The organism is Planococcus sp. ANT_H30 (assembly GCF_008369335.1).
In the GTDB taxonomy this organism is placed as follows: Bacteria; Bacillota; Bacilli; order Bacillales_A; family Planococcaceae; genus Planococcus; species Planococcus kocurii.
This window is the reverse complement of sequence record NZ_VOBJ01000005.1, coordinates 49,967-73,591: the sequence shown is the minus strand read 5'-3', so window position 1 is coordinate 73,591 and position 23,625 is coordinate 49,967. Positions and strand designations below refer to the sequence as shown.

General features: G+C 41.1%; 39 protein-coding genes. 36 read left to right on the top strand and 3 right to left on the bottom strand.

The annotated features are described in order from the left end of the window. Nucleotides 1–111: 111 nt before the first annotated feature. The 3 genes from FQ085_RS11850 to FQ085_RS11840 form a co-directional block, all read right to left on the bottom strand. Entirely contained in the window at nt 112–573 is a 462-nt protein-coding gene (locus tag FQ085_RS11850; protein WP_149456697.1) for an ImmA/IrrE family metallo-endopeptidase, read from the bottom strand. Nucleotides 574–657: 84 nt separating this feature from the next. Continuing rightward, nucleotides 658–1,227 carry a DUF4352 domain-containing protein gene (locus FQ085_RS11845; protein WP_149456696.1) on the bottom strand — a complete coding sequence of 190 codons (570 nt, stop codon included), beginning with the start codon at nt 1,225–1,227 and terminating at the stop codon, nt 658–660. A 93-nt stretch (nt 1,228–1,320) separates the two neighbouring features. Continuing rightward, nucleotides 1,321–1,743: a helix-turn-helix domain-containing protein gene (locus FQ085_RS11840; protein ID WP_149456695.1), complete on the bottom strand. Its 423-nt coding sequence runs from the start codon at nt 1,741–1,743 to the stop codon at nt 1,321–1,323. Between the two features lie 148 nt (nt 1,744–1,891). Here FQ085_RS11840 and FQ085_RS11835 point away from each other — a divergent pair, with 148 nt between their 5' ends. The 36 genes from FQ085_RS11835 (at nt 1,892) to FQ085_RS11670 (ending at nt 23,604) form a co-directional block, all read left to right on the top strand. Further along, on the top strand, nt 1,892–2,113 hold the full coding sequence (locus FQ085_RS11835) for a helix-turn-helix transcriptional regulator (protein ID WP_149456694.1): 222 nt from the start codon (nt 1,892–1,894) through the stop codon (nt 2,111–2,113). A 229-nt stretch (nt 2,114–2,342) separates the two neighbouring features. Further along, nucleotides 2,343–3,119, top strand: a complete 777-nt coding sequence (locus FQ085_RS11830) for a phage antirepressor (protein ID WP_149456693.1) — start codon at nt 2,343–2,345, stop codon at nt 3,117–3,119. 27 nt (nt 3,120–3,146) lie between these two features. Continuing rightward, nucleotides 3,147–3,290: a hypothetical protein gene (locus FQ085_RS18085; RefSeq protein ID WP_188074746.1), complete on the top strand. Its 144-nt coding sequence runs from the start codon at nt 3,147–3,149 to the stop codon at nt 3,288–3,290. Nucleotides 3,291–3,354: 64 nt separating this feature from the next. Continuing rightward, a complete protein-coding gene (locus tag FQ085_RS11825; RefSeq protein ID WP_149456692.1) occupies nt 3,355–3,672 on the top strand; it encodes a DNA-binding protein in 318 nt (105 codons plus the stop codon). Between the two features lie 88 nt (nt 3,673–3,760). Further along, nucleotides 3,761–4,273 (top strand): helix-turn-helix domain-containing protein, encoded by a 513-nt coding sequence (locus tag FQ085_RS11820; RefSeq protein ID WP_149456691.1) that lies wholly within the window; start codon nt 3,761–3,763, stop codon nt 4,271–4,273. Continuing rightward, entirely contained in the window at nt 4,270–4,545 is a 276-nt protein-coding gene (locus tag FQ085_RS11815; protein WP_149456690.1) for a hypothetical protein, read from the top strand. The genes FQ085_RS11820 and FQ085_RS11815 overlap by 4 nt, the downstream gene beginning before the upstream one ends. Before the next feature lie 272 nt (nt 4,546–4,817). Next, the gene (locus FQ085_RS11810) at nt 4,818–5,063 is read left to right on the top strand and encodes a hypothetical protein (RefSeq protein ID WP_149456689.1); all 246 of its coding nucleotides are present in this window, start codon (nt 4,818–4,820) and stop codon (nt 5,061–5,063) included. Beyond that, entirely contained in the window at nt 5,056–5,274 is a 219-nt protein-coding gene (locus tag FQ085_RS11805; RefSeq protein ID WP_149456688.1) for a hypothetical protein, read from the top strand. The genes FQ085_RS11810 and FQ085_RS11805 overlap by 8 nt, the downstream gene beginning before the upstream one ends. 111 nt (nt 5,275–5,385) lie before the next feature. After that, the gene (locus FQ085_RS11800; protein ID WP_149456687.1) at nt 5,386–7,359 is read left to right on the top strand and encodes an AAA family ATPase; all 1,974 of its coding nucleotides are present in this window, start codon (nt 5,386–5,388) and stop codon (nt 7,357–7,359) included. A 1-nt stretch (nt 7,360) separates the two neighbouring features. Next, complete coding sequence (locus tag FQ085_RS11795) at nt 7,361–8,374, top strand: recombinase RecT (RefSeq protein WP_149456686.1); 1,014 nt, start codon at nt 7,361–7,363, stop codon at nt 8,372–8,374. Then, on the top strand, nt 8,374–9,075 hold the full coding sequence (locus FQ085_RS11790; protein WP_149456685.1) for an MBL fold metallo-hydrolase: 702 nt from the start codon (nt 8,374–8,376) through the stop codon (nt 9,073–9,075). Before FQ085_RS11795 ends, FQ085_RS11790 begins: the two co-directional genes overlap by 1 nt. A 19-nt stretch (nt 9,076–9,094) precedes the next feature. Beyond that, complete coding sequence (locus tag FQ085_RS11785) at nt 9,095–9,952, top strand: phage replisome organizer N-terminal domain-containing protein (RefSeq protein WP_149456684.1); 858 nt, start codon at nt 9,095–9,097, stop codon at nt 9,950–9,952. Further along, nucleotides 9,888–10,715, top strand: a complete 828-nt coding sequence (locus FQ085_RS11780) for an ATP-binding protein (protein WP_262499793.1) — start codon at nt 9,888–9,890, stop codon at nt 10,713–10,715. The genes FQ085_RS11785 and FQ085_RS11780 overlap by 65 nt, the downstream gene beginning before the upstream one ends. 11 nt (nt 10,716–10,726) lie before the next feature. Further along, on the top strand, nt 10,727–10,906 hold the full coding sequence (locus tag FQ085_RS11775; RefSeq protein ID WP_149456683.1) for a hypothetical protein: 180 nt from the start codon (nt 10,727–10,729) through the stop codon (nt 10,904–10,906). Continuing rightward, nucleotides 10,903–11,307 (top strand): YopX family protein, encoded by a 405-nt coding sequence (locus FQ085_RS11770; RefSeq protein ID WP_149456682.1) that lies wholly within the window; start codon nt 10,903–10,905, stop codon nt 11,305–11,307. The genes FQ085_RS11775 and FQ085_RS11770 overlap by 4 nt, the downstream gene beginning before the upstream one ends. 82 nt (nt 11,308–11,389) lie before the next feature. After that, a complete protein-coding gene (locus tag FQ085_RS11765) occupies nt 11,390–11,794 on the top strand; it encodes a replication terminator protein (protein ID WP_149456681.1) in 405 nt (134 codons plus the stop codon). 49 nt (nt 11,795–11,843) lie between these two features. Further along, entirely contained in the window at nt 11,844–12,554 is a 711-nt protein-coding gene (locus FQ085_RS11760) for a hypothetical protein (protein WP_149456680.1), read from the top strand. Nucleotides 12,555–12,696: 142 nt separating this feature from the next. Further along, entirely contained in the window at nt 12,697–12,867 is a 171-nt protein-coding gene (locus tag FQ085_RS18080; RefSeq protein WP_188074745.1) for a hypothetical protein, read from the top strand. Between the two features lie 145 nt (nt 12,868–13,012). After that, a complete protein-coding gene (locus FQ085_RS11755; RefSeq protein ID WP_149456679.1) occupies nt 13,013–13,270 on the top strand; it encodes a hypothetical protein in 258 nt (85 codons plus the stop codon). A 38-nt stretch (nt 13,271–13,308) separates the two neighbouring features. Beyond that, nucleotides 13,309–13,566, top strand: a complete 258-nt coding sequence (locus FQ085_RS11750; RefSeq protein WP_149456678.1) for a hypothetical protein — start codon at nt 13,309–13,311, stop codon at nt 13,564–13,566. Nucleotides 13,567–13,987: 421 nt separating this feature from the next. Then, nucleotides 13,988–15,019 (top strand): DNA cytosine methyltransferase, encoded by a 1,032-nt coding sequence (locus tag FQ085_RS11740; RefSeq protein WP_149456677.1) that lies wholly within the window; start codon nt 13,988–13,990, stop codon nt 15,017–15,019. 22 nt (nt 15,020–15,041) lie between these two features. Next, nucleotides 15,042–15,182 carry a hypothetical protein gene (locus tag FQ085_RS18075; RefSeq protein ID WP_188074744.1) on the top strand — a complete coding sequence of 47 codons (141 nt, stop codon included), beginning with the start codon at nt 15,042–15,044 and terminating at the stop codon, nt 15,180–15,182. 19 nt (nt 15,183–15,201) lie between these two features. Further along, nucleotides 15,202–15,690, top strand: a complete 489-nt coding sequence (locus FQ085_RS11735) for a dUTP diphosphatase (RefSeq protein WP_149456676.1) — start codon at nt 15,202–15,204, stop codon at nt 15,688–15,690. A 1-nt stretch (nt 15,691) separates the two neighbouring features. Beyond that, complete coding sequence (locus FQ085_RS11730; RefSeq protein WP_149456675.1) at nt 15,692–15,895, top strand: hypothetical protein; 204 nt, start codon at nt 15,692–15,694, stop codon at nt 15,893–15,895. Continuing rightward, nucleotides 15,896–16,087, top strand: a complete 192-nt coding sequence (locus FQ085_RS11725; protein ID WP_149456674.1) for a hypothetical protein — start codon at nt 15,896–15,898, stop codon at nt 16,085–16,087. Between the two features lie 139 nt (nt 16,088–16,226). Further along, nucleotides 16,227–16,679, top strand: a complete 453-nt coding sequence (locus FQ085_RS11720; RefSeq protein WP_262499791.1) for a RusA family crossover junction endodeoxyribonuclease — start codon at nt 16,227–16,229, stop codon at nt 16,677–16,679. Continuing rightward, the gene (locus FQ085_RS11715; protein WP_149456673.1) at nt 16,666–16,914 is read left to right on the top strand and encodes a hypothetical protein; all 249 of its coding nucleotides are present in this window, start codon (nt 16,666–16,668) and stop codon (nt 16,912–16,914) included. Before FQ085_RS11720 ends, FQ085_RS11715 begins: the two co-directional genes overlap by 14 nt. A gap of 25 nt (nt 16,915–16,939) precedes the next feature. After that, nucleotides 16,940–17,125: a hypothetical protein gene (locus FQ085_RS11710; protein ID WP_149456672.1), complete on the top strand. Its 186-nt coding sequence runs from the start codon at nt 16,940–16,942 to the stop codon at nt 17,123–17,125. Between the two features lie 48 nt (nt 17,126–17,173). Beyond that, nucleotides 17,174–17,353, top strand: coding sequence for a DUF3954 domain-containing protein (locus tag FQ085_RS11705; RefSeq protein WP_149456671.1), 180 nt, complete (start codon nt 17,174–17,176; stop codon nt 17,351–17,353). Between the two features lie 110 nt (nt 17,354–17,463). Beyond that, nucleotides 17,464–17,658 carry a hypothetical protein gene (locus FQ085_RS11700; RefSeq protein ID WP_149456670.1) on the top strand — a complete coding sequence of 65 codons (195 nt, stop codon included), beginning with the start codon at nt 17,464–17,466 and terminating at the stop codon, nt 17,656–17,658. Between the two features lie 12 nt (nt 17,659–17,670). Further along, complete coding sequence (locus FQ085_RS11695) at nt 17,671–18,159, top strand: sigma factor-like helix-turn-helix DNA-binding protein (RefSeq protein ID WP_149456669.1); 489 nt, start codon at nt 17,671–17,673, stop codon at nt 18,157–18,159. Between the two features lie 297 nt (nt 18,160–18,456). Then, entirely contained in the window at nt 18,457–18,774 is a 318-nt protein-coding gene (locus FQ085_RS11690) for a hypothetical protein (RefSeq protein ID WP_149456668.1), read from the top strand. Nucleotides 18,775–18,810: 36 nt separating this feature from the next. Beyond that, nucleotides 18,811–19,629: a terminase small subunit gene (locus FQ085_RS11685; RefSeq protein WP_149456667.1), complete on the top strand. Its 819-nt coding sequence runs from the start codon at nt 18,811–18,813 to the stop codon at nt 19,627–19,629. Then, nucleotides 19,604–20,803: a PBSX family phage terminase large subunit gene (locus FQ085_RS11680; RefSeq protein ID WP_149456666.1), complete on the top strand. Its 1,200-nt coding sequence runs from the start codon at nt 19,604–19,606 to the stop codon at nt 20,801–20,803. The genes FQ085_RS11685 and FQ085_RS11680 overlap by 26 nt, the downstream gene beginning before the upstream one ends. Nucleotides 20,804–20,812: 9 nt before the next feature. Beyond that, nucleotides 20,813–22,327, top strand: coding sequence for a phage portal protein (locus FQ085_RS11675; RefSeq protein WP_149456665.1), 1,515 nt, complete (start codon nt 20,813–20,815; stop codon nt 22,325–22,327). Next, nucleotides 22,324–23,604 carry a hypothetical protein gene (locus tag FQ085_RS11670; RefSeq protein WP_149456664.1) on the top strand — a complete coding sequence of 427 codons (1,281 nt, stop codon included), beginning with the start codon at nt 22,324–22,326 and terminating at the stop codon, nt 23,602–23,604. Before FQ085_RS11675 ends, FQ085_RS11670 begins: the two co-directional genes overlap by 4 nt. The last annotated feature ends 21 nt before the right edge of the window (nt 23,605–23,625 follow it).

Here is a 23,625-nt window from a genome sequence, read left to right as displayed (position 1 = left end):
CACACTCCTCTGCTTCACCGTATCATCTTATACACCGTTCGAATGGACCAATTCACGAAGATATATGTGATGCATGGTCTAATTTCAATGAAAAGTAGACAGCACTGGGCATTAGCCATAAATCATGTTCTGTATGTATTGACGCAGCCGTTTCTCTGCGAATGGACGCGTTACTCCAAACGTCTCCATAATCAGCCAGACAGCTTCGTTTTCGTTGTCAGGCAGTGTTATCTGTTTCAACATGAACGAAGGGATACAGGCATACTGCGCGAAGTTATTTGATTTATTTTCTTGATAGACTTGATAGGGCATCGGCATGGTAATTTGATTACCAAAGTGCCAAAGCGCGTGACAAAGTTCATGTCCGAAATCTTGCCATTGTTCAGCATCAGTGGAACGCTCGTCTAGGATGATCGTATTTTTGATGTTCATAGCTTCTGTTGGCATGTATAAAACCGAAAGTCCAGTTCTATAAGCAATTTCTTCTAAGTCCAGGTGCTGGGGCGAATAAATATCAATTGATTGAAAAAAATTGTTTAGGTAATCTTCTGTTGCATTATATGTATAGCTCACGAAACCACTCCCTTTTTTGGAACGTATGTTCTTTTTTGGTTTAAAAGAAAAGCTCAGCCTCAAGCCAAGCTTTTAATAAACTACTTATTTTAAATTAATTGTAGCTGTCTCGGTACCGAAAAGACCGCTTTGTACTTGCACCTGTAAGTCAGCAGAATCGGCAACATCAGGATTTACATCAAAGACAACTTTACCAGTAACTTCTGAATCAGGATTAATCTCTTCGGCCATAAAAGCAGTCTGGATAGATCCGTCTTCATTCTGGTTACCTGTTAAGCTAGCCATTGAATCAGCTTCGTACGTTTTTTCACCAAGTTTTAATTTGAAGAAAGAAGAATCAATCATAACAGCTTCATTTCCACCGTTTAAGAAAGTTACATTAAGAACAACATATTTTCCAGAAGCAGTCTCAGGCATAATAGATGGTCCTACTTGATCAGCAGTTTCCTTGCTGTTAATTGTGAATGATACATCTCCAACTTTTACAACTTCGCCCATGCCTGCTACTTCAGCTTTCTTTTCTTCTACTGGAGCTTTACTTCCGGTAGAGGTATCTGCTGTTTCATCTCCACCGCTTGTTGCTACAGCGATGATAATACCTAGTACCACTAACGCTATGACTCCTAAACAACCAATCTTGAAAAACTTCTTCATGTAAATAGACCCCCACAGTTTTATTATCTTACTCCTACATATTAACAAAAAATAGGGAAAATACTATAGCTTTTGTGAAATACTTACTTTCTTTTAGCGTTTTTCTCTTTTTTTCATTACCTTATCTACTTCGTAAGCAATTTCTAGACGTTCTAACATATCTAAAACATTGTCGCTTTTGTTTTTAAAGAAGAGGGCGTCTTCATTTATTGCCCAGTCTAATACTTCTTGCTGGTAAGAGGAGAGATTGTTGTATTCGTCTTGATCAACGCCGATTTTATCGAACGGGAAAAGGCTGACTTGTTCCGTTTGTTGATTTTTAGTATCTCTTCCAAGAAGATAATCAGTGCTCACGTCGAAGTAATCGGCGATTTTGATTAATGTATCAAAATCAGGTTGTCTATGACCTCTTTCGTAGTTAGCGTATGTACCTCTATTGATATTCAATCTATTCGCTAACTCATCTTGGGTTAGTTTTTTTGATTTTCTTAGCTGTTGCAGTGTCTTACTAAACATCCAAAACACCTCCGTTACTATGATTATAACGTTTCAAATTGAAACAAAATATAAATGTTTCGAAAAGACGATTTTATTGTTGACAATGTTTCATAAAGACGATATTATATATTTAATATCACAAAACGAAACAAAAGGAGGCGAGGAAATGGAACGTAAATGGTTGATTGAAAAGCGCGGTCATCTTACTCAATTGGAGGCTGCGGATCTAGTAGGAATATCTAGAGGCGCTTATGCAAACATTGAAATCGGAAATAGAAATCCTTCAGTTAAATTAGCAAAAAAAATAGCTGATGTTTTCGATTTTCATTGGACTCTTTTTTTTGCAGAAGAAGTCGTCGATTCGAAACAAAAGCGAGTCGCCGTCTAAGAAAGGAGGCAACTAACTGACACATCCGTCCATGCTCTCCAATGAGTATTTAAACAGAGCAGAGTGCGCCAAGACCTTCCAAGGAAGCGAGCGACGCCGAAAGGTCATGCCACGACGTTTGAATGCTGATTGGAGAGTGTGCGGCAACAACAGGAAACAATAAACACGTAAAAGTCTCGTAAGGGATTAATAATTAGAAGATTTTGAATAAAAACTAGGAGGAATTGGAATGAATGATTTAAAAGTTTTTAATCACAATAACTTCGGCACTCTTAATATTTTAGTTATTGATGAAAAAGTTCATTTTCCAGCAAATGAAATAGCCAAAAAATTAGGATATTCAAATTCTAGCGATGCGATTAATAGACATTGTAAAAATGAGGGGGTCGTGTTTCACGAGGTCCTTACTACAGGCGGAAAACAAAAAAAGAAATTTATTAACGAAGGCAATTTATATCGTTTGATTACTAATTCCAAATTACCTGAAGCGGAGCGTTTTGAGTCTTGGGTTTTTGACGAAGTAGTTCCATCTATTAGAAAACATGGAGCTTACATGACGCCTGAAACAATCGAAAAAGCTTTGCTGGATCCAGACACTATCATCCAGATTGCAACTCAACTAAAAGAGGAACGCCTGAAACGGCAGCAGGCTGAACTGACTGTCCAGGAGCAGAAACCAAAAGTCCTCTTCGCAGATTCAGTCGAAGCCAGTAAATCTTCCATTTTGATTCGAGAATTGGCGGTGCTGCTGAAACAGAACGGGATTAACACGGGTGAAAGAAGATTGTATGAGTGGATGCGAGAAAACGGATATCTGGTCAGACGTCATGGAAGCGACCGAAACACACCGACACAACGCAGCATGAATTTGGGGTTATTCGAAATTAAGGAAACGCCGATTAACCACAACAGCGGCTTAATCACAGTTAACAAAACGACTAAGGTGACCGGCAAGGGTCAAGTGTACTTCATCAACAAGTTTTTGACTGAGCGGCTAGTTGTTTAACAGTTGAACGAAGAGGAGGAATTGAAAATGTATGAGTTTCGCATTAAATATGAATCTTACTTAGGTAGAGATGAAACCATGACAATTACAGCTGACACGGAATCAGATGCTAGAAGAATATTCTATGCCGAAAGACCATTGAGCGAAATTAATAGCATTGAAAAGTTATAGTCCGACCATATTGCTGACTAAAAAAGAAAAAGGGCGCGAGGAACGCCCAGGAGGAGTGAGTCACATGGAATCAACCATGTTGGTAACGATGACCGTTGAGGATTTACGGAAAGTCGTTAGCGAGGAAGTCAATAAAGCGATGGAAAAGCGCGGGAAAGTCGAAGGACGGATTAAGCAATTGCCACCTTACTTGACGAGGAAAGAGTTTATGGAAGTGATGAGTATTTCACCGCCAACAGCTATCAAAATTATGGAACGCCCAGATTTTAAAGTCTTTCGAAAAGGAAAAATTCTTATCGAAACAGAGTTTTTGATTGAATGGATTCACCGAAACTCGGACTGGGTGGAGGAGTATACAGGCTACTTTCGCTCTGTAAGTTAATTATAAATCAGCCTGTAGTCAACGTCGGTACACAACAAGATAACTTATTTGTGAAATGTGAAGAAAAACACAAGGAGGAGATTGAATTATGAAGAAGTCACGCCTCACTGAGGCAATGCGAAACGTTCGAAATGGAGATACGCAGGAACAACTAGCAATGGAGTTAAATGTCTCACGCGAATTAATATCAAAAATTGAAAATGGGCGCGTTGAAATGGCGCCCGATATTTCTCGGAAGCTAATGAAACGAAAAGGTAGTCCGCGCTTGGCGATGGCACTGCGTTACGAATACACCGGAACTGGAACAACTCTATTGAATGGCCCAAACGTGGATCTGCATCGTTCAAGTGTTCGTGAAAAGACGATTGAAGAAGCAGAAGAATTTCTAACAGCCATTAAAGCGTGTAGCTTTGCCAAACCATTAACTAGCCTCTCGAACTGGGAACGGCCGAACTTGGAGAAGACATTAGAAGAAGGTGTTGAACTGATAACAGCCATTGAACATTATCTTTTAATCGCTTGCGAAGAGTCAGGGCTTGACCTTGTAAACGTTTGGCAAAACCATCACACACAGCTGAGAGCGAAAGGATATGTCCAATGAAACAGTCAAACTTCCGTCCACAAGATCAACGAGCTGCTGAAAGAGAACACTGGTGCATTGAAAGCTCACTGAATGCAATTGAAGAGTTAGTAGAAGTTGGAGAATATGACGTAGCTGTGAGAAGAACTGAAGAAATCTTACGCTCCATAAACGAAATCAAACGGTTAGCGAAAGCTAAAAAAGAATGGGACGGCTTAGGCAGGTTGTTAGCAGACCTAAACAAAATGGGCGTTCGAATTGAAAGGATTGATTGGCATGATGGAATTCGGTGATCCGTTACACATCTTAGGCAGTATGGTTTTGGTTTCTTTTCTGAGCATGCTGGTCGGTACGCAATTAGGTACTTCTGAAAAAGAGTATGAAAAAAACCGCTGACTGGGTAGGTCAAGCGGCGATTGAATCACTGTGGTAACTCGATTATAGCATATCGAAAAGTATTTTTCTACGAGAGCATTGGCTCTCGTCAATAAGCTCAGGAGCGTTAACCCCTTTTCGTTCCTGGTCTTATTGATGGGATTCAGACCATCAGAAAGCAGGTGAATACATGATAACGCACGGTCAAGCAGCAATCAGTTTAGACGAGTTCGACCAATCACCCAAGATGCAACAGATTCTGTACATTTTGAAACGATCAATCGAACTTGGCAACAAATTTACTCTTTTTTCTTTTAATGAACTTGGCACGTCGAGAGAGGCGATTTTTATTATCACTCTATTGAACGCCAAAGGTTATGCGGTGGATATAGGTAATGATGAAATCATTGTGAAGGAGGAGAAAATGAATGGGTGAATTCGCTGACATGATACTAGATGGTATCTTTTGCGAGAGTTGCGGTTGCTTCATTAGCGCAAACCCAAAAGGCCAACCACTCAAATGCGAAGATTGTTTTGAAGAAGAATTAATTGAAGCGGTAGAAAATGATGTGTGGCCAGACAGCATGACCTTCTCGGTTTGGCAGAATATCAAACTGAAGCACTCAGAACCAGATGTTCGAGAATAGGAAAAGCCAGCTGCAGAAGCAACCGGCTAACCGTCCCATGTGGAGTGGGATATCAAAAATTCAAATCAAAACTATGTGCTCATTATAGCACGATTCTTAGGAGGAGACTACATGAAACAAGTACGCGTTAATCGACTTACCTTAACCAACTTTAAAGGCGTCAAAAGCTTCTCAATTGATATGAACGGCTCTGACGCTTTTATCTACGGCGACAATGCAACTGGGAAGACTACCTTGTTCGACGCCTTCCTTTGGCTGCTGTTTGACAAGGACAGCCAGAACAAAAAGGACTTTGAAATCAAGACTCTGCAAGATGGCGTTGCGATTCCGATGCTTGACCACGAAGTCGAGTGCGAACTACTGGTTGATAACCAACTCATCAAATTAGGAAAAGTTTATCGCGAAAAGTACACCAAAACTCGCGGATCTGCAAAAGAAGAATTTTCTGGTCACGAAACCAATTACTTTATTGACGGTACGCCGTTGAAGAAAACGGAATACAGCAAGAGGATACAACTGCTGATGGAAGAAGAGCATTTCAAATTGCTGACATCGCCGACTTACTTCAATGAACAAGTGAAATGGCAGGATCGCCGCAAGATTTTACTCGAGGTATGTGGGGACGTATCAGAAGATGACATCTTTGCTTCGAACAAAGAGCTGCAGGGGCTGAAATTGATTCTGAGAGGTAAAACCCTCGATGACTTTAAAGCCACCGTAAATAGCCGTCGCAAGGCGATTAATGAAGAGTTGAAACGAATTCCAATTCGCATCAATGAAATCCAGAAATCAATTCCAGAGGATGAAGGAAATCTTCCAGAACTGCGTACAGAAGTAGATAACCTGGACTCAGAAATTGAAGATCTGCAGGCTCAAGTCGGTTCCATCAAAAACGGTAATGCTGTACTCGCCAAGAAAGGCGAAGTGCAGAAAGTCAAAATGGAAATACAGAATTTAAAACGAGATTTGGAAAGTGGTTCGAAGGATGAAGTGTATCGTTTGCGAGCGAAGCTCCAGGAAGAACAATCTCATCTTCAAACATTCAAATCTCGGAAACTTTCAGCTGAAAATCAACAGCAATATAAACAAGATCAACTACAGCGAGTAGAAAAAACTTTAATTGATCTACGGAATCGCTGGCAGGAAAGAAATAAAGAAGTATTTACTCATGAAGTTGCTTGTGAATGTCCATCATGTGGGCAGGAGCTTCCTGAAGAGAAGGTTCAATCAGCGAAGGAAAAAGCATTGGCTCAATTCAACGCTCGTAAATCAACAGACTTAGGAAATATTCAGGAAGATGGCAAACGCGGCTCCACTGAAAAGAAAAAGTATGAAGATGAGGTCGCTCGTCTGCAAAAGGAAATCGACGATCTTAGCGGACTGATTGCCGACAAGGAAAAAGTTATCGATGAGATTAAAACTGAACTACTCGAAACAGAAAATGCGGTTAAGGACATCTACAAGGATTCTAAATATCTTGAGCTTACAGATTTCCGAGAGAATCTTCTTGGTGACATTGCGGATTTGAATGAACGCGCAGAAGATGCTGCTGGCGATATCGGCGATGAAATCGCTGAAAAGAAAGCGAAGCGCTCAGAATTGAATGAAGAAATTGCTCGTTACGCAAATGTAGGAGCTTTGAAAAAGAGGATTCAAGATCTAATGGAACAAGAAGAACAGCTGGCTGCAGAGTACGAGAAGCTGGAGCATCACTTATTCCTTTCAGAAGAGTTTACCCGGGCAAAAGTCAGCATTATCGAAGACAAAATCGCTGCCAAATTCAAATATGCACGCTTCAAGCTGTTTGAAACACAAATCAATGGTGGGCTGCAGGAAGTCTGCGAAACGACGTTTGAGGGCGTACCTTATGGGTCTGGATTGAACAATGCAGCCAAAATCAATATCGGATTAGACATCATTAACACGCTATCCGAATTCCACGGCATTCAAGCACCAATCTTCGTGGATAACGCAGAAGCGGTTACACAGCTGGCAGATACTGATTCACAGCTAATTAGCTTAATTGTTTCGGAGAAAGACAAGTCACTACGTATTGAAACACCAAATTTAGAGGAGGCAATTTAATATGACAACTCAAAATGAATTAAAAACACAAGATACAAGCATACAGGCTACACAATCTGAAAGGTTCTTGAAGAACGTAGAAACGCAATTTGCTGCAGAAGCCGGTGCGCCAATGGCGTTCTCAGATTACGAAAAGACATTAGCACAACATTTATTCTTGAAAGTCGACAACGTTTTAAAGGACATGGAAACGAAGCGGCTAAACGCCACCAAACCTTATGGACAACCATTCACTTGGCAAAACGTGAACATGCGTAAATTGTCTTTAGATGCTGTCCACCGCGTTCAATTGGGGCTTGATGCATTAGTACCTAACCATATTCATCCGGTTCCTTACTTCAATAAGCGAGAAGGAAAATATGACTTAGATCTTCGTGTGGGGTATGTCGGAAAAGCGTATTACCGTCAACAAGTAGCAGTCGATGTACCAGTCGATGTAATTTATGAACTGGTTTACAGCACAGACAAGTTTATCCCTTTGAAAAAGTCATTTTCAAATGCTACTGAATCCTATGAATTCGAAATCACAAATCCATTTGACCGCGGTGAAATTATTGGCGGTTTTGGTTATCTCGTTTATGAAGATGAACGAAAAAACACATTAATTATGGTTTCTGAAAAAGATTTTGAGAAGTCGAGAAAGGCGGCACAAAGCGATACGTTTTGGTCAAAACATCCAGTCGAAATGCGGTTCAAAACATTGGTTCATCGTGTCACTGATAAATTGACCGTTGATCCTAAGAAAGTAAACGCTACGGCTTATGCATATGTTGAAAATCAGGAAGAAGAAACTAGCGTTCGTCGTGAAATAAACGAAAACGCAAACAAAGACTTGCTTGATGTTGAACCAAACCAATCGAAACCCGAACAAACAGAAACCTATACAGATGCTGAGTATGTTGAGGCAGAACCAGTCACACCGAATGTAGATGTAAAAACTGGTGAAATACTGCCAGAGAAAGAACCAGAGCCAGTTGGTACTGCTAGTGCAGAAGACGACGCTCCACCGTTCTGATGATTGAAATTACAACACTTGCAACCGGTTCGAAGGGGAACTGCTACTACATCACAGATGGTCATACACCCCTTCTCCTGGAAGCAGGAATCAAATTTCGCGACATTCAACGGAAGTTAAACTTCCAGACACGGGATATTAAAGGCTGCTTGATTACGCACGAGCATAAAGATCATTGTATGGGCGTTCCTGAGGTTTTGAAAGCTGGCATTACCTGTTACCTATCTAAAGGCACAAAAGACGAATTAGGCATCGAACATCACCGATTGAAGACTGTTGAGAACAAGAAACAGTTTCAAATCGGAACATGGACCATTTTGCCATTTGATGTACAGCACGATGTGTCAGAACCATTTGGTTTTTTGTTAGTCAACGCGGCAGGCGATAAATTACTTTTCGCTACAGATACCTATTACATCAAATATCGCTTTAGTGGATTATCACATCTGATGGTGGAGTGTAATTACTCACAAAAGATATTGGACGAAAACATTCTATCGGGAAGAACGCCAAAAGTTTTGAGGAAACGATTGATGCGATCTCACTTCTCCTTAGAAAACGTAAAAGAGTTTTTGAAAGCAAACGACTTATCGAAGCTGCAGGAAATATGGCTACTTCACTTATCGGATTCCAACAGTAACGAGGAACAGTTTCGCCAAGAGGTAGCCGAACTGACTGGGAAGATGATTTATATACCGTAAATAAAGAAGGGTGAGAGGCATGAGCGATGTTAAATGGATAAAGCTTAGTACACAGATGTTTGAGGATGAAAAGATAAGGTTGATTGAGAGCATGCCAGAGGCAGATACCATCCTGATTGTTTGGGTGAAATTACTCTCACAAGCCGGACGTGCAAACAATAACGGCTACATCTACCTATCAGAAAATATTCCATATACGGACGAAATGCTGTCGACGATATTCAACAGACCGCTTTCAACTGTACGGATGGCATTAGAGGTTTTCCGTACCTTTGGAATGATTGATATCGATGAAAATCAATTTATCAGCATATCAAATTGGGAGAAGCATCAGAACGTTGTTGGACTCGATAAGATACGAGAGCAAACTAAAAAACGCGTTGAAAAGCATCGTCAATCAAAGAAAAAATTAGCTTCTCCACCTAAAAATAAGCCGGATGAAGGTAGTAACGTTACAGGTAACGCTACAGTAACGCTGGATAACGCAACAGAACTAGAACTAGATTTAGAACTAGAACTAGAAAAAGAAGTTGTTGTTGTAGATAAGAGCGCTGGAAAAGCATTTCGCTTCTATGAACAAAACATCAGTCACTTGGTACCGCATATTGCCGAACGAATTTCTATCATGATTGATGAATCATCTGAGGAGTTGGTTCATGAGGCATTGAAACGTTCAGTCGAAGGCAATGCACGAAACAAAATGAATTTTGCTGACACCATCTTGAAATCGTGGAGCGATCAGCTAATTACCACCTTGGCTGGTGTAGAAGCTGCTGATAAGGAATTCGAAAGACGGAAGCGAGGGAACTCGAATGGAACCACTTCAAAACATCATGCAGGATCTACTGACGAAGACTGGGACGGACTCTCACTCTAAAGGCATTGAATGTCCTCACTGTAACGAAATCGTACCACCGTTAGAAATAGACGTCTTAGGAAAAACGCGATGGGTTCAACCTATCTGTAAATGTGAGGCTGAAATTCAAAAAGCCGAGCTTGAAACCTATAAAAATGCACAGCGAGAACGCGAAGTCCGCGAGTTGTTCTCTATTAGCGAATTAGGCAAACGGTTTGAGGAATCCGATTTTGCTAACTTCGACTCACGTCCAGGTGCAGAAAACGCTGAAAAGATTGCTCGATACTACGCTGACAACTTTGAAGAGTTCGGTCTTGAATCCATCTTGCTATGGGGCGTGCCTGGAAACGGGAAATCACACTTGGCGGCTGCTGTTCATAATCAATTGCGAAAAAAAGGAAAAGTCGTCGTGTTCGTTTCGATGCCGGATCTCTTGAAGAAAATTAAGAATACCTTCGACAAAGGCAATACCGACAGCGAAGAACAAATATTAAAGGCGCTGAACATCTGCGATTTGCTAATCATTGATGATATTGGCGCAGAAAAAACAAGCGAATGGGTACAGGAAATTCTTTTCTTGATCATCGACAACCGATACCGCCGCAACAAACCGATTATGGCCACTTCCAATTTGGAACCCAAGTTTTTGGCAGAACAGATCGGCAAGCGTTCTTATGACCGCATTGTTGAAATTTCGCAATCGATTGAAAATAAAGCGACCAGTTACCGCCGGCAAATTGCCAAAGGACGTTTATCTAAGTTTGATCATCTACTACAAAACTAGGAGGAATCAAAATGAAACGATTACTCGACCAACTCATCTTAATTGCCGGTGCGTGGCAGGAGAATGAAGACCCAGTGATTGCAAGAAATTTCAGTGTGCTGTTTGAAGAGTTGAAGCAGCTGACTAATCTGGATCATGAGGCAGCGGTAGAACTTATCAATAATCATCGAGTTAGGAGAGTGGCGGCGTGAGAGAGATTAAGTTTCGCGCTTGGAATAAGGCAAAAGAAATCCTGTGCTTTGATGACGAAGATAATTCTGCAGAGTACATGGATGGAATTAATATGTCCGACCTTGGATTTATCAACAATCGTTTAGCGGCACATGATGATAATGGGTATTTTTCTTCAATAGCTTTCCTAAATAACTATGAAGTTATGCAATACACCGGCCTAAAAGATAAAAACGGCGTGGAGATTTATGAAGGAGATATTGTCCAAATCGAAACTTACGGAGGTCGTTATCACCGTTCTGCAATCGTATTTGAAAAAGGCTCTTTTCACATGGGTTACTTACCCGATGGGATGTGTGAACACTTCGAAATGGTAGTTATCGGAAATATCTATCAGCATTTACATCTACTCAGCGGCTGAACGACTTCTTTGCACGTATATTAGCGGGTAAATAGCAGCATAAATTACTAGTCACGAAAAACTAATGAAAAGAGGAACTATCATGACAAAAACTATCGTAAACATGGACACATTCGCAAATGGCGCAGTACAGGAACGCTTGAATTTGGAGTTAGCAAAAGCATTGGAGAATATCGCAGATTTAAATACAGATCCAAAGAAAGCACGTACGGTTCAATTGAGCATCAAAATTACACCGGCTGAAAACCGTCAGACAGCTGCTGTAGATGTAACTGCAAAAACGACACTCGCTCCAGCAAAAGCAATTCCAGCAACGATCATCTTGGATAAGGATGTAAACGGTAAACCGACAGCCAAAGAGTTGAAAAGCAGCATCCCTGGTCAGACTTACATCAATGAAAATGGACAGGCTGCCACGGACACCGGTGAAGTCATCGAAGAAGCGGAAAAGAAAAGCAAGCCAAGCAATGTTGTTGGATTCAAATAAACACCAAATACATTAAATCAAAAACCAAAAACAGAAAAGAGGAAATCACATGTTAAAAGAATTATTGCAGTATTTCAAGGAACACAATCGTCCGGAAACAGTAGAAGCGAACGGCCATATCTATTCAACTCGCAATCTAGAACGTTTGGACAAAGAAAGTTCAGTCGACTCGATTAAAGTTCGCAGCTTAACGGGTCTTCTTGATTACATCAAATCGGATTTTGATACAGATAGAAAATTCATGATTCACGTCGAAGGTCCTCAGCAGGTTTATCTGTATGATGCGCTGAACGATGACGGTGATCGTCGCTGTTATGTAAAAGCACACGCTTTACTGCCAGACATCAATTTTAATTCGTACATGGACATTGAACGTTTCATTATCCAAACACAAGCAAACTTTATTCAAAATGATCACACAGCCAGCTTATTGCGATTTGTAGGTTCGATTTCCGAACAGGACAGCAAAGAAACGAAAGATAACGGAATCACACAGTCGGTAGTAGCGAAAACAGGAGTTGCAACGGTTGAAGAGGTCAATGTGCCAAATCCAGTGCTATTACGCCCGTTCCGTACATTTGTTGAAGTGCCACAACCAGAATCATCCTTTATCCTGCGTTTACGGAACGGCCCAGCTGCTGCCTTGTACCAAGCTGACGGTGGGGCATGGGAACTGAATGCGATGCACAACATTGAGAAGTACTTATCTGAATCACTCTCCGATGAAATCACTGAAGGAAAAGTGTTTATTGTTTCATAACTAAATGAAGGCCGTTTAAGAGTGGGCAGATCCTTTCTTTACGGCTTTCTTATATATTTTTTTGGTTAGTTACTACCAATTTTTTCTTTAAAGCAAGGCGATAACGCTAAGAGTTTGGAAAACACTTGAAGGAGGACGGGGCATGAAACATCGACATATTCATACTACCTTTTGGATTGAGGAACTCAAAAGCTACGGCATTCATGAAAGCCCTAATGGAGAACCACTAGAAAGCATGGAGTATTACGATTTACGTGCTTTGTTACTGAAAACACATTTGCGTTTAGACATCGAATTGAAAGTGAATTCGTAACGCTGATGAATCGGGGGAAAGAGTTACTTTTTTATCGCATGGAAGAAGGGATTCCTGTATGGCAGTTCGGACGATACCGAGCTGCCGGTATTAAGTGGATGCTCGCGAATGGGTGGAAACGAATTAAATGGATGGAGGCGGGCGATTGATGGAAGTCTATGAAGTTCCAGAGAATCAAACGGACATTTTCGAAATGTTCGAGTACATCGAAAAAGAAAAAGGTCAGACTGTGAAATGTCGAATGGAACCTTCTGACAAAAAAATTGTGCGTTTGAACGAACATCATTTTGACAAGAAGCTTTCTGGCAAAGAGTTTTTGGATTGGCTAGAGTGGTCAGGCAAAAAGGAAGGCGACCTATTCAGCATTGAAGAATTTAGACGTCGGGAAAATGTTTATAGCTAGTCAACAGTTAGAAGAAAAAGAAATGGAGGATTGCTGACATGTTAATGACACCTGAAACAAAAGCATTGATTGATAGCCGCAAAGAAATCTACAAAGGCGGAAAGATTAAGGATGCAAACTATGACAAATTAGTTGCTGCTATTCCTTACTGGAAGCCGACAAGAGAAATTAGAGTATTTGGCATCTCGGCCATCCAGCAAATCTGTAAATGTGGATTCAAAGACGCAATCGAACTAAAAGACACCTTGGAATACCAGGGTGGATTACCCACTAAAAAATGGAGTGACGGTTTTTAATTGCCGTGCAGTTGAACGAAAAAGGGAGGAATAAATTTGTTGACAGGACATATTAAATTAGGCAAGAAAATAACAGTTTATGGTAGAAACGCAATGCACTGGGGAGTAAATATTCGTACGCAAAAGTTTGGGTATATCTGTTTTAGATTACCATTCAGGTGTTTTGGAAGATGGTATCCACTTTACTTATATTTCAGTCCCAACGCTACACCATGGGCATCGACTTTCATGTTAGGTAAAAAACACAGTCGAGAAGATTGGGCATTATCAAGGTTACGAAGAATGAGGCTAGGACACAACTTTGAGTACGATTCAGAATTTGATGAGAACGGCAACTATAAAGAATTGTACAGAATTAATAATTCGCTATAGGTAACTGTTCGCACAAACTACGTAGTTAATAAAAAGGAGGCAACGACCTTTGATTAAGATACTTGAGCTGTTTGGGGGCATCGGTGCTCCTAGAAAAGCACTGATAAACTTAGGGATTGATCATAAGTCAGTGGATTATGTTGAAATACAAGAGAATAGAGTGCGTGCTTACAACGCTTTGTATGATCACAGACATAAACCGCAGTCGGTTGTCGATTGGAATTTGTGTCCTGATATTTTAGTTCACGGCAGCCCGTGCCAGGATAATTCCAGAGCGCAATACAGCAGCAACATTGATAAGGACTTAAAAAAGCGCGGTGCAGAAGAGGGTAGTGGAACTCGGAGTTCACTGATGCACGAAACGATAAAAATTATCCGGAATATGGGTGAGTGGAAACCTAAAACAGTTCTTTGGGAAAACGTCACCGGCGTTCTTGATAAAAAATCAATCGGAGCTTTTAACCACTATCTCGAAAAAATGACGGAACTAGGTTATAGAAACAGCTTCGATGTACTAGATGCACGTGATTTCGGAGTGCCGCAGGCTAGAGAAAGAGTTTTCTGTGTATCAACACTCGGCAAGCCTTTCTATTTCGGCCACCTTAAACGAAAAACAATGCGGTCCATATCTGACTTCTTGGAAACAAACGTCACCGATCCTCAGTACCAAATTAACATCCCTTCGATGTTAAACAAAATTGAAGAATTTAATCCAGTTCAGTCGCAGGATTCTTACAAACGCAGACTTGGTGTTATCGATACGCATTGTTGGACCATTACCGAACGGCAAGATCGATGCCCGAATGCCGGCATTATCCGAATAGACGGAAAGCCAGCCTACAGGTATTTGACTGAAAGAGAAGTATGGCGACTGATGGGGTTTGAAGATGTGGACTTTAATCTGATGCTCAAACAGTTTCCCACCAAGCAAGGGAAAAGAAATGCAACGCTTTACGCATTGGCGGGAAACAGCATTGTTGTTCCGATATTAGAAGCGATATTTGAAGTTTTACTGAATGAAAACTATGAATATGATGAAATTTCATTGAATAAGAACAATCAAATGGAATTAATTTGTTAGATAACTAAAAAGGAGGCACATGATGATTCTAATATTAAACGCAGCTGTATTATCGTTCTGGATCACTTCACTTGTAGCTTTTGCTCAATGCTATAGACGATATTCAAAAGAGGAACGTGCACAGGATATCGAAGCTGCACGTGAGGACAAACGTAGCTTATAAAACAAAGGGGGACCACATAATGAATTTAGACAAATTGTTTGAGGTGCAACGTGGGTTGGATGCGGAGATTACAAAGAACCATCCAGTGGTGTTTGGAGAGAATAGATTGCGCAAAAATATTCTAGCAACTTTAACAGAAGTAGCTGAATGCGCGAATGAATTTCCAGAAGTCTTTAAATTTTGGTCAAACAAGAAAAATGATAAAAAGAAAGGACTAGTAGAATTGGTTGATATTCTTCATTTCCTTTTATCTATCGGCAATGAACATGAGCACGGTCACGGTTTAATACAGGTAGAAGAATTGAAAAAAAGCTCAGATATTGCTGATTGTATGATTGATATGTGTTTTCAAATTTCTTGTATTGAATTTGTCAAAGAAGCACATACAAATTCTTTTATAAGATTTTCGGAACTGACGCATTTGCTTGGATTTACTTGGCACGAAGTCGAGGAAGCGTATCTAGCGAAAAACAAGCTAAATTACCAACGTCAAGATACAGGTTACTAATATGAATAAAAAACAAGCACAAATCCAACTCACAGCCATTCTAAGTAATCAAAAGACTGTGAGTGTAGCCAAACTCTCTAAGCTACTAGAAGCGCTGAAAACGGAAGAGGAGATTGATTACTTACAGGGGCGATTGAAGAAGAATGAACGCACGATGAGTAAAATGAGTGCGGAAATACAGAAGTGGAAAGGAAGAGTGGGATAAGTGAAATTGAAGTATCTGTTCACCATTCCATTGAAAACACTTTGGTATGGAGCTTTATGTCATTATCACGCTAATAAAGCTATTAAATTCGTAGACCATCATCATGTCCTTGGATACCACCGAGACATGGTGACATACTATCATCGCTTGGCATTTAACGAAGATCCAAAATTTAAAGGAGATAATTTATGAGTAAAGAGGACCGCAATGAATTTATAAATAATTTAGTCAAAGCAACCAAAATTCGGCGCAGCTACTATGAGGCACTCAGCGATGAAAGATTGCTTCAGGAAATCGATAAGCTGAGATTGATTTATTAGGGGGGAAGCCATTGGAGACAATCAGTTTTGAAATCATGGGAGAAGCACAAGCACAAGGGAGACCAAGAGCCGGAAAGAGTTTTTCCGGCAAGACGGTTCTCTATGATCCGATTAATTCACGGGACTTTAAGCAGTATGTGAGGCTTGTCTCGTCACAATATAAGCCAGAGAAGCTATTGGAATGCCCTCTTTCGTTGGAATTGCATTTTTATAAGCAAATCCCTGCGAGTTGGAGCAACAAAAAGAAAGAGAAGGCAATACGTGGTGAGCTATTGCCAGCTGTTAAAAGTGACATCGACAACTATGCGAAGTCGGTCATGGATGGATTGAGTGGAATTATTTATACCGATGATAAATTGGTGTGTGAGTTGATCATGACGAAACGGTATTCAGAAAGTCCGCGGACGGAAGTCACGATAAAGCAAGCGATTTTTGAGGAGGGGTTGAGCGATGAAATTACTTAACATTCCTGAAATTAAGTACGATTGCTATGAAGATATCGAAAGACCTTGTAAGAAAATGTGCAAAACATGCGCTTATAAATATCCAGCTAGATCCGAAGAGAGTGAGGCTGAAAGAGATTTCTTTGTAGAAAGAGGGAATCGACCACATGCATGTCACGAAGATGGGGAATTTTATTGTCGTGGAAACTTTGAGTTTACTAAAAGACTTGGATTGCACGATGAAATGGCTAAGTAATAAACACTTAGAGGAGGAATGAACAATGATTTACAAAGAAATTTCACTAGCTGCGGCAATGCAAATGATTATTAACGATGTAGACAATTTGTATTTTGAAAATAGCACTGGATTGGTATCTGCAAAGGAAATTCGGTTTTATTTTACGCAACTGAAGACATACAAGTGGTTCAAACGGATTCCGAAAGAAGAAGAGTTGCCGACTGAATGATTGGCGAATGAGGACCGCCTTGCATTACAAGATTTGAGGAGGATGGGAATGGCAACTAGAGACGAGGACATGATTGCAGAGGTTGATTTGATGAAAGATGCAGTGTATAGGGTGATGAACGGCAGGCTTCAAAAACTGGATTCACCACCCACAGGATTCGGAAAACAAGTAATAACTTGGCAAGATAATAAGCCATCCGTATGGGAATTGAGTTATACTGGTAAGTAGATAAATATTGCAAAAGTACTACTGGAACAACCGGGGTGCTGAGTAAGGACACGAGAGGACGTGTCTTTGCTTGGCGCCCTTTTTTGTTTACCTAAAAGGAGCTGGGGGCAATGAGAACAATTCAGGAACAACTTATAGAAAAAGGGCTTACAGATAGCCTAAGAGCGACGAAAGAGATTTTGAATACGAAGACATTACCCAAACTAAAAGAAACGCTCAGTAAAAGAGAATGGGCTGAAATTATGGGGAGTAATCGAGATACGTTCAGACGAGCAAAAGGTGGAGCTGTTCGACGAAATAGATAGGAGGGATTTCTTGTGGATAGATGGGCTGACGATTTGATTGAAGAATATAAACGCGGTAAATCAGATTTAAAAAAGAAGTTGAGCTTATTGGATGTTAATGATCCCTCCAACGAAACGGATATTAATCTGCTGGAAGACATGATAGCTGATATGAATTATGCCATTGAATGGCTGCGTAATGGACGTCAACCAAACACGTATAAGGGCATTGACAAAAAAGCGGTTTATCAGAAAATGATGTTTGATTCCATGGATTTCATTCCCGATATCGTTGAACAGCTAGACATTAATGATCGGCAGTTACATCTAACTTCTACTCAACGAATAAAGATGACGAATATATTAGCGATTTTATCCACTAGAGAGCGCCAATGCTACCTTCTTCACACTACGCAGCAACTCAGCATGGAACGTATTGCAGAGGAAACCGGCATCAAAAAGCGCACAGTTCAACAGTACATCGAGAGGGCTCGCGTGAAGGTGAAAAAAATAATTTCATAAATATTTCATTTCTTGACGTACGAAGTCTATATGAATGAAGGGGAGAAAGAGAGGGGATGCAGGGCGACCGGTAAATCCCTCATTGAGACCCCGTTTATACGCGCGATACCTAAGGCCTTCCGAGGTCTTTTTATTATGTCTAAAAATGCAAATAGCATAGAGGAGTGAATGCCTTTGAAAGACTTAGTGAAACGTAGGAAATCAGAAGTTCGTTATTGTATTGGTCTTAACAACAACCAACTCTTGAACGTTTATTTCTATCGGAATAGGCAATCCGTTTTCGACGAAGAGGTAAACGTGTGGCATGTAGCAATTATTATTTCTGCATCTCGCAAACAGGCAAATGACTGGTTTAATCATACGAGCAAACAAGATGATGAATTGATTACTGGGTTTTGTGGTTTGGAAGGATTAAAGAAATCCTTGGATATCATCATACAGTTCAGAAATCAGCTTAAAAAGAACGAATATCTTTTTGTTCGTCCCAGTGATGACAGACGAAAGAGTGCTTATCGACGATTAGTGAATTATGAATTTGAAGAATTGTATTTAGATGGTGAATTTCATACGTATGCTTCTTTGAATCCAGCGTATTGGTCGTGGGTTGAAAATTAATTACTGAGTTTTATTGAGGGGGCGGAGTTGATGTAGATGGTCAACTGGGAAAAGATACAGAGTGAATGGGAATCATCAAAGATTACTATCGCTGCATTAGCTGAAAAACATAACTTGAAGCTCGGCACGATAAAGAGCAGAAAGAGTCGTGAAGGATGGTCGAGAGGTTCACCTAAAAAGGTTGCAACCCTAAAGAAAAAGAAAAAGGATGCATCCTTTAAACCTGTGATTGAATCCACGGATCTTACTGAAAAGCAACAGCAATTTTGTCTGCATTATATCAGGCATTTCAATGCTACGAAGGCTTATCAGTTAGCTTATGAATGTGATTACAAAACAGCAAATAAGAATGCATATGTTCTCATGGTGAATCAGGGTGTTAAAGATGAAATCCGCAGGATGAAAGCAGAGATGCAAAATGAAATGTTTGTTTCTGCAGGAGATATCGCTAGAGAGTATCTGAAGATGGCCTTTGCTGACATTACGGACTTCTTAGCTTTTGGCACCAGAGAGGTTCAGGAATATGACAGAGAAGGCGCTCCTTTGATGGATGTTGACGGAAATCCTGAAATGCGTACAGTTTCTTTCGTAGAGTTTAAAGATTACAAAGAGGTAGATGGAACGATGATTCAAGAGATTAAACAGGGACGCGACGGAGTATCCATCAAGCTCTATGACAAACAGAAAGCCATGCAGGAGCTCGATAAACGTCTACTGTCGTTGGATGAGTTGAAGGTCCAGAAGCTGAAAGCGGAGATTGAAAAGCTGAACAGCACCGATGACAACGAAGCTGAAAAAGATGTTGCTGCTGCGTTAAGGGGGTTAGTCAATGGAATTAACGCCAAAGCAGATTGAAGTAGTCGACAGCGTGCGAACAGAAGACCCAAAGATATTGATCATGAGTGGAGCCAAGCGTGCGGGGAAGACCTATGTGGCGCTGCTGCTGTTTCTGGCTCATGTAGCTAAATACGAGGGGCAAGGGCTGTCGTTCATCTTAGGCGGCGCTACGTACTCAGCCATCTGGCGAAACATCCTAGATGATATGGAAAAGGTCATTGGCCGCGACATCAAACTGGATAAAAAGAATTCATTTCAGTTATTCGGCAACAAAGTATATGTGTTCGATGGGTCAAAGTCGGATTCTTGGAAAAAAGCGCGGGGCTTTACAGCTGCCGGTGCTTTTTTAAATGAAGGAACTGCACTTCACAACATGTTCGTGAAAGAAGTCATTTCTCGTTGCTCATATAAGGGCGCTCGCATCATTATCGATACAAACCCAGAAAACCCGGCGCATCCGGTTAAGGAAGATTATATCGATAAGGATGGTCAGATGCTTGCAAGTGGACGATTGAACATCCGGTCGTTTCACTTCACGTTGCAGGACAACATCTTCCTGGATCCCGAGTACGTGGAAAGCATTATCGCTTCTACACCTTCTGGCATGTTTACGGATCGAGACATATTCGGTCGTTGGACAGCGGCAGAAGGGGCAGTTTACAAGGACTTCAATCAAGAAATCCATTACGTTGATTCAGTTGACTTGGAGAAGCTCAATTTCGTCAGTTATTGGGCTGGCGTCGACTGGGGCTACGAACACTACGGTTCTATTGTGGTCATGGGGCAAGACAATCAGGGCGACATTTACTTATTAGAAGAACATGCCAAGCAACACGAGGAAATTGATTACTGGGTTGAAGTGGCCAAAGATATAAAAGCGCGTTATGGCAAAATGAACTTTTATTGCGATAGCGCACGTCCGGAGCACGTGATCCGTTTCAGGCGTGAAGGTTTTCGGGCCATCAATGCCGACAAAGCGATCGTATCTGGCATTGAGGAAGTCGGCAGGCTTTTGAAATTAGGCAATTTAAAGATTGTGAAAGATAACGTCGAGCGCTTCCAAAAGGAAATTAACATGTACGTTTGGAATCCGTTGACTGGGCTTCCGGTAAAGCAATTTGATGACGTTTTGGATGCACTTCGCTATGCGATATATACGCACTTGAAACCACAAAGACGAAAAACAGGGTAGGTGACAGTATTGCTGCATTTTAAAAATAAGATTGATAAATCCGGAATCACAGAGAAACTCGTCCAGGATATTATCACTGCACATCAAACAGATCATGAACGAATGAAGAAGCTGTATGAACGTTATAAAGCCGAGGCAGAAGGCCCGAAAATATTTAAGCGTTCTGCTGCGCCATTTGATGGCTTTGGCAAAAGTAACAGTGTTAAGCGCCTGGATGACAAGGTGAATAACCGTCTGAACAACGCGTATGATGTGGACATTGTCGATACCAAAATAGGATACATGTTTGGTCATCCGATTAGTTACAACGTTGATCAGAAGGATGCCGGTCTGAAAAAGGAAATCGAAGACTTCTTATTGCGCAATAATGCAGAAGATGCGGATGCGGAGTGCGGCAAAATGGCTGCTATTTGCGGTTATTCATCGCGCTTGGCCTATATCGACATGCAGGCAAGAGAACGCATCAAGAACCTGGACCCTTGGGAAACCGTCCTATTGGGCGAAGAAATCCAGGAACCGGACTATTCCTTGCGCTATTTCAAGGTAGGGAAAGTTAATCATGCAGAATTCTATGATGACTTATACATTTATTACTTCTCACAGGAAAGCGGCGGTCAATATGTATTGGATGATATTCAGCCTCATATGTTTGATTTTAATCCTTTGTTTGGCATTGCGAATAACAAAGAATTGAAAGCAGATGCGGAAAAGGTGTTGGCTCTTATCGATGCATACGACAGAACGCTCTCAGATGCTTCCAATGAGATTGAACAGTATCGCCTTGCCTACTTGATTCTGAAGGGCATGGGTGCTGATGATGATACGCTCGATAAGCTGAAACAGACCGGAATGTTCGAATTATTCGGCGAGAATGACGATGTGAAATACCTGACCAAAGACATCAACGATCAAATGATTGAAAATCACCTGGATCGGCTGGAAGAAAACATCTTGAAGTTCTCTAAATCCGTTAACTTCTCAGATGAATCGTTTGGTGGGAACATCACAGGCATTGCGATGCGCTTTAAATTACTGGCATTGGAGAACAAGTGCATCACAATGGAGCGGAAATTCGTATCGGCTTTGCGGTACCAATTTAAAGTAATATTCAGCGCTTGGAAGAAGCGCAAAGGATTCAACGAAGAAGATTACTTGAAAGTATTCTTTGGGTTTAAGCGCAACTTGCCAGCGAACATCTTGGATGAAGCGCAATCCACTCAAGCGCTTAAAGGTCATGTAAGTGAAAGAACTCGTCTCTCTCTCTTGTCATTTGTTGATGATGTAGAATATGAAATCAAAGAAATGGAAGAAGATGCTTTGCGGTTAGGTGAGGTGTTGCCTGATTTGAACGAGGATGAAGAAGGTTTCGATTCCAAAGAAGAGAGTGGAGAAATTCCTCAAGGTAAAGGCGACAGCGAGTATCTGTGCCCTGAATGCGGTGGTGGCGGCAAAATAACAAGTCTGGCAACAAGTGATCAAATCCAATGTCCTTCATGTAAAGGAACGGGTGTGAGGAAAAAGTGAACCAAACGGATATCGAACGTCGACTGGATCAAGAGTTAGCCAAAACAGAAAACCTACTGCAGAAACAAATGCTCACCATGCAAAAGGCAATCCTTTCACAGCTTTCAGCCATGTATCAAAAATACGAGCGTGACGGTGTTCTAAGTTATCAAGAAATGCAGAAGTACAATCGTTTAGAGAACGAATTACGAGCCATTGCTGGTATCGCCACTGAGCAATATCAGCAAATGGTAGCCGAAGTGCAAGCAGTTGAGGAGAATCACTTTTTACTTAAATTCTTATTGACGGCTTATCTATTCGATCAATTCATTGCGCGACCATCTTTGCCGACGACTGAAGTGATTGGCGCCGTACTCCTATTCATCTTAGGCACGTTTAAGTTGCCGAAACTGCCAGGAGGTAAGCAATCAGAAGTTGTAGCGAACATCGAAAAAGCATTGCAAAAAGGTGTGGACAGTGGCGATTCACAAGATAGCTTGGTTAAACGCATCGAGAGCGTCTTGCCTTCTTCTTTGAAGAGTGAAAAAGGATTAGTTGAGCAATTGACTGATGCTTTAACAGAACGCTTAGAAGCGCGTGTAAACGTTGGGAAAATCGATATACCTAAGCTAAGTGAGATTCGTAAAGAAGTGAAAATTGACGGATTAACGTTAACTCATTTCTTAACAGTCAAGCGGAATCGGTTAGTCTCTCGGATTCGAGAACAAATGGGCATAGCATTGCGAAAGAATGAAACGGTGTCGCAGTTAAACAAGCGCATTAGCGAGTTGATCGAGAGTGAGAGCAATTCGCTACGTTTGTTCTTGCGTAACGTAAGTGATCGCGTGCGCGCTTTGGCGCTAGGGAATGTCGAGAATCAAATAGCTGCCATTAGTGATGTTCGTGGCGTCTGGTTGAGTAAACGAGACGGCATTGTAAGAAAGGCGCATCAGAAACTTGATGGTCAGCGCACAGATCGCAAAGGATATTTCCATTACCAAGGATTAAAAGCAATGGGACCTCGAATGTGGGGCGTTCCTGCCATGGATAACTATTGCCGTTGTAAGAAGCTAACGCTGCTTGATTTTAAAGTGCCGATGGTTGCAGAAGGTGTGGTTTACAACAACGACGAATACAAGCGGCAATTGGAAGCGTTAACCAAAGAAAAAGTGGAAGCAGGGGCTATTTACGAAAAAGCGTTTGCTCAAGCGATTAAAGAGATTCCTGAACCTCAAGGAAATATGCCGTTTGTCTCGTATGAAGAATGGTTGAAGATTATGGGAGTTAAGGATGTTTAACTAACCGAAAAGAGCTGAAAG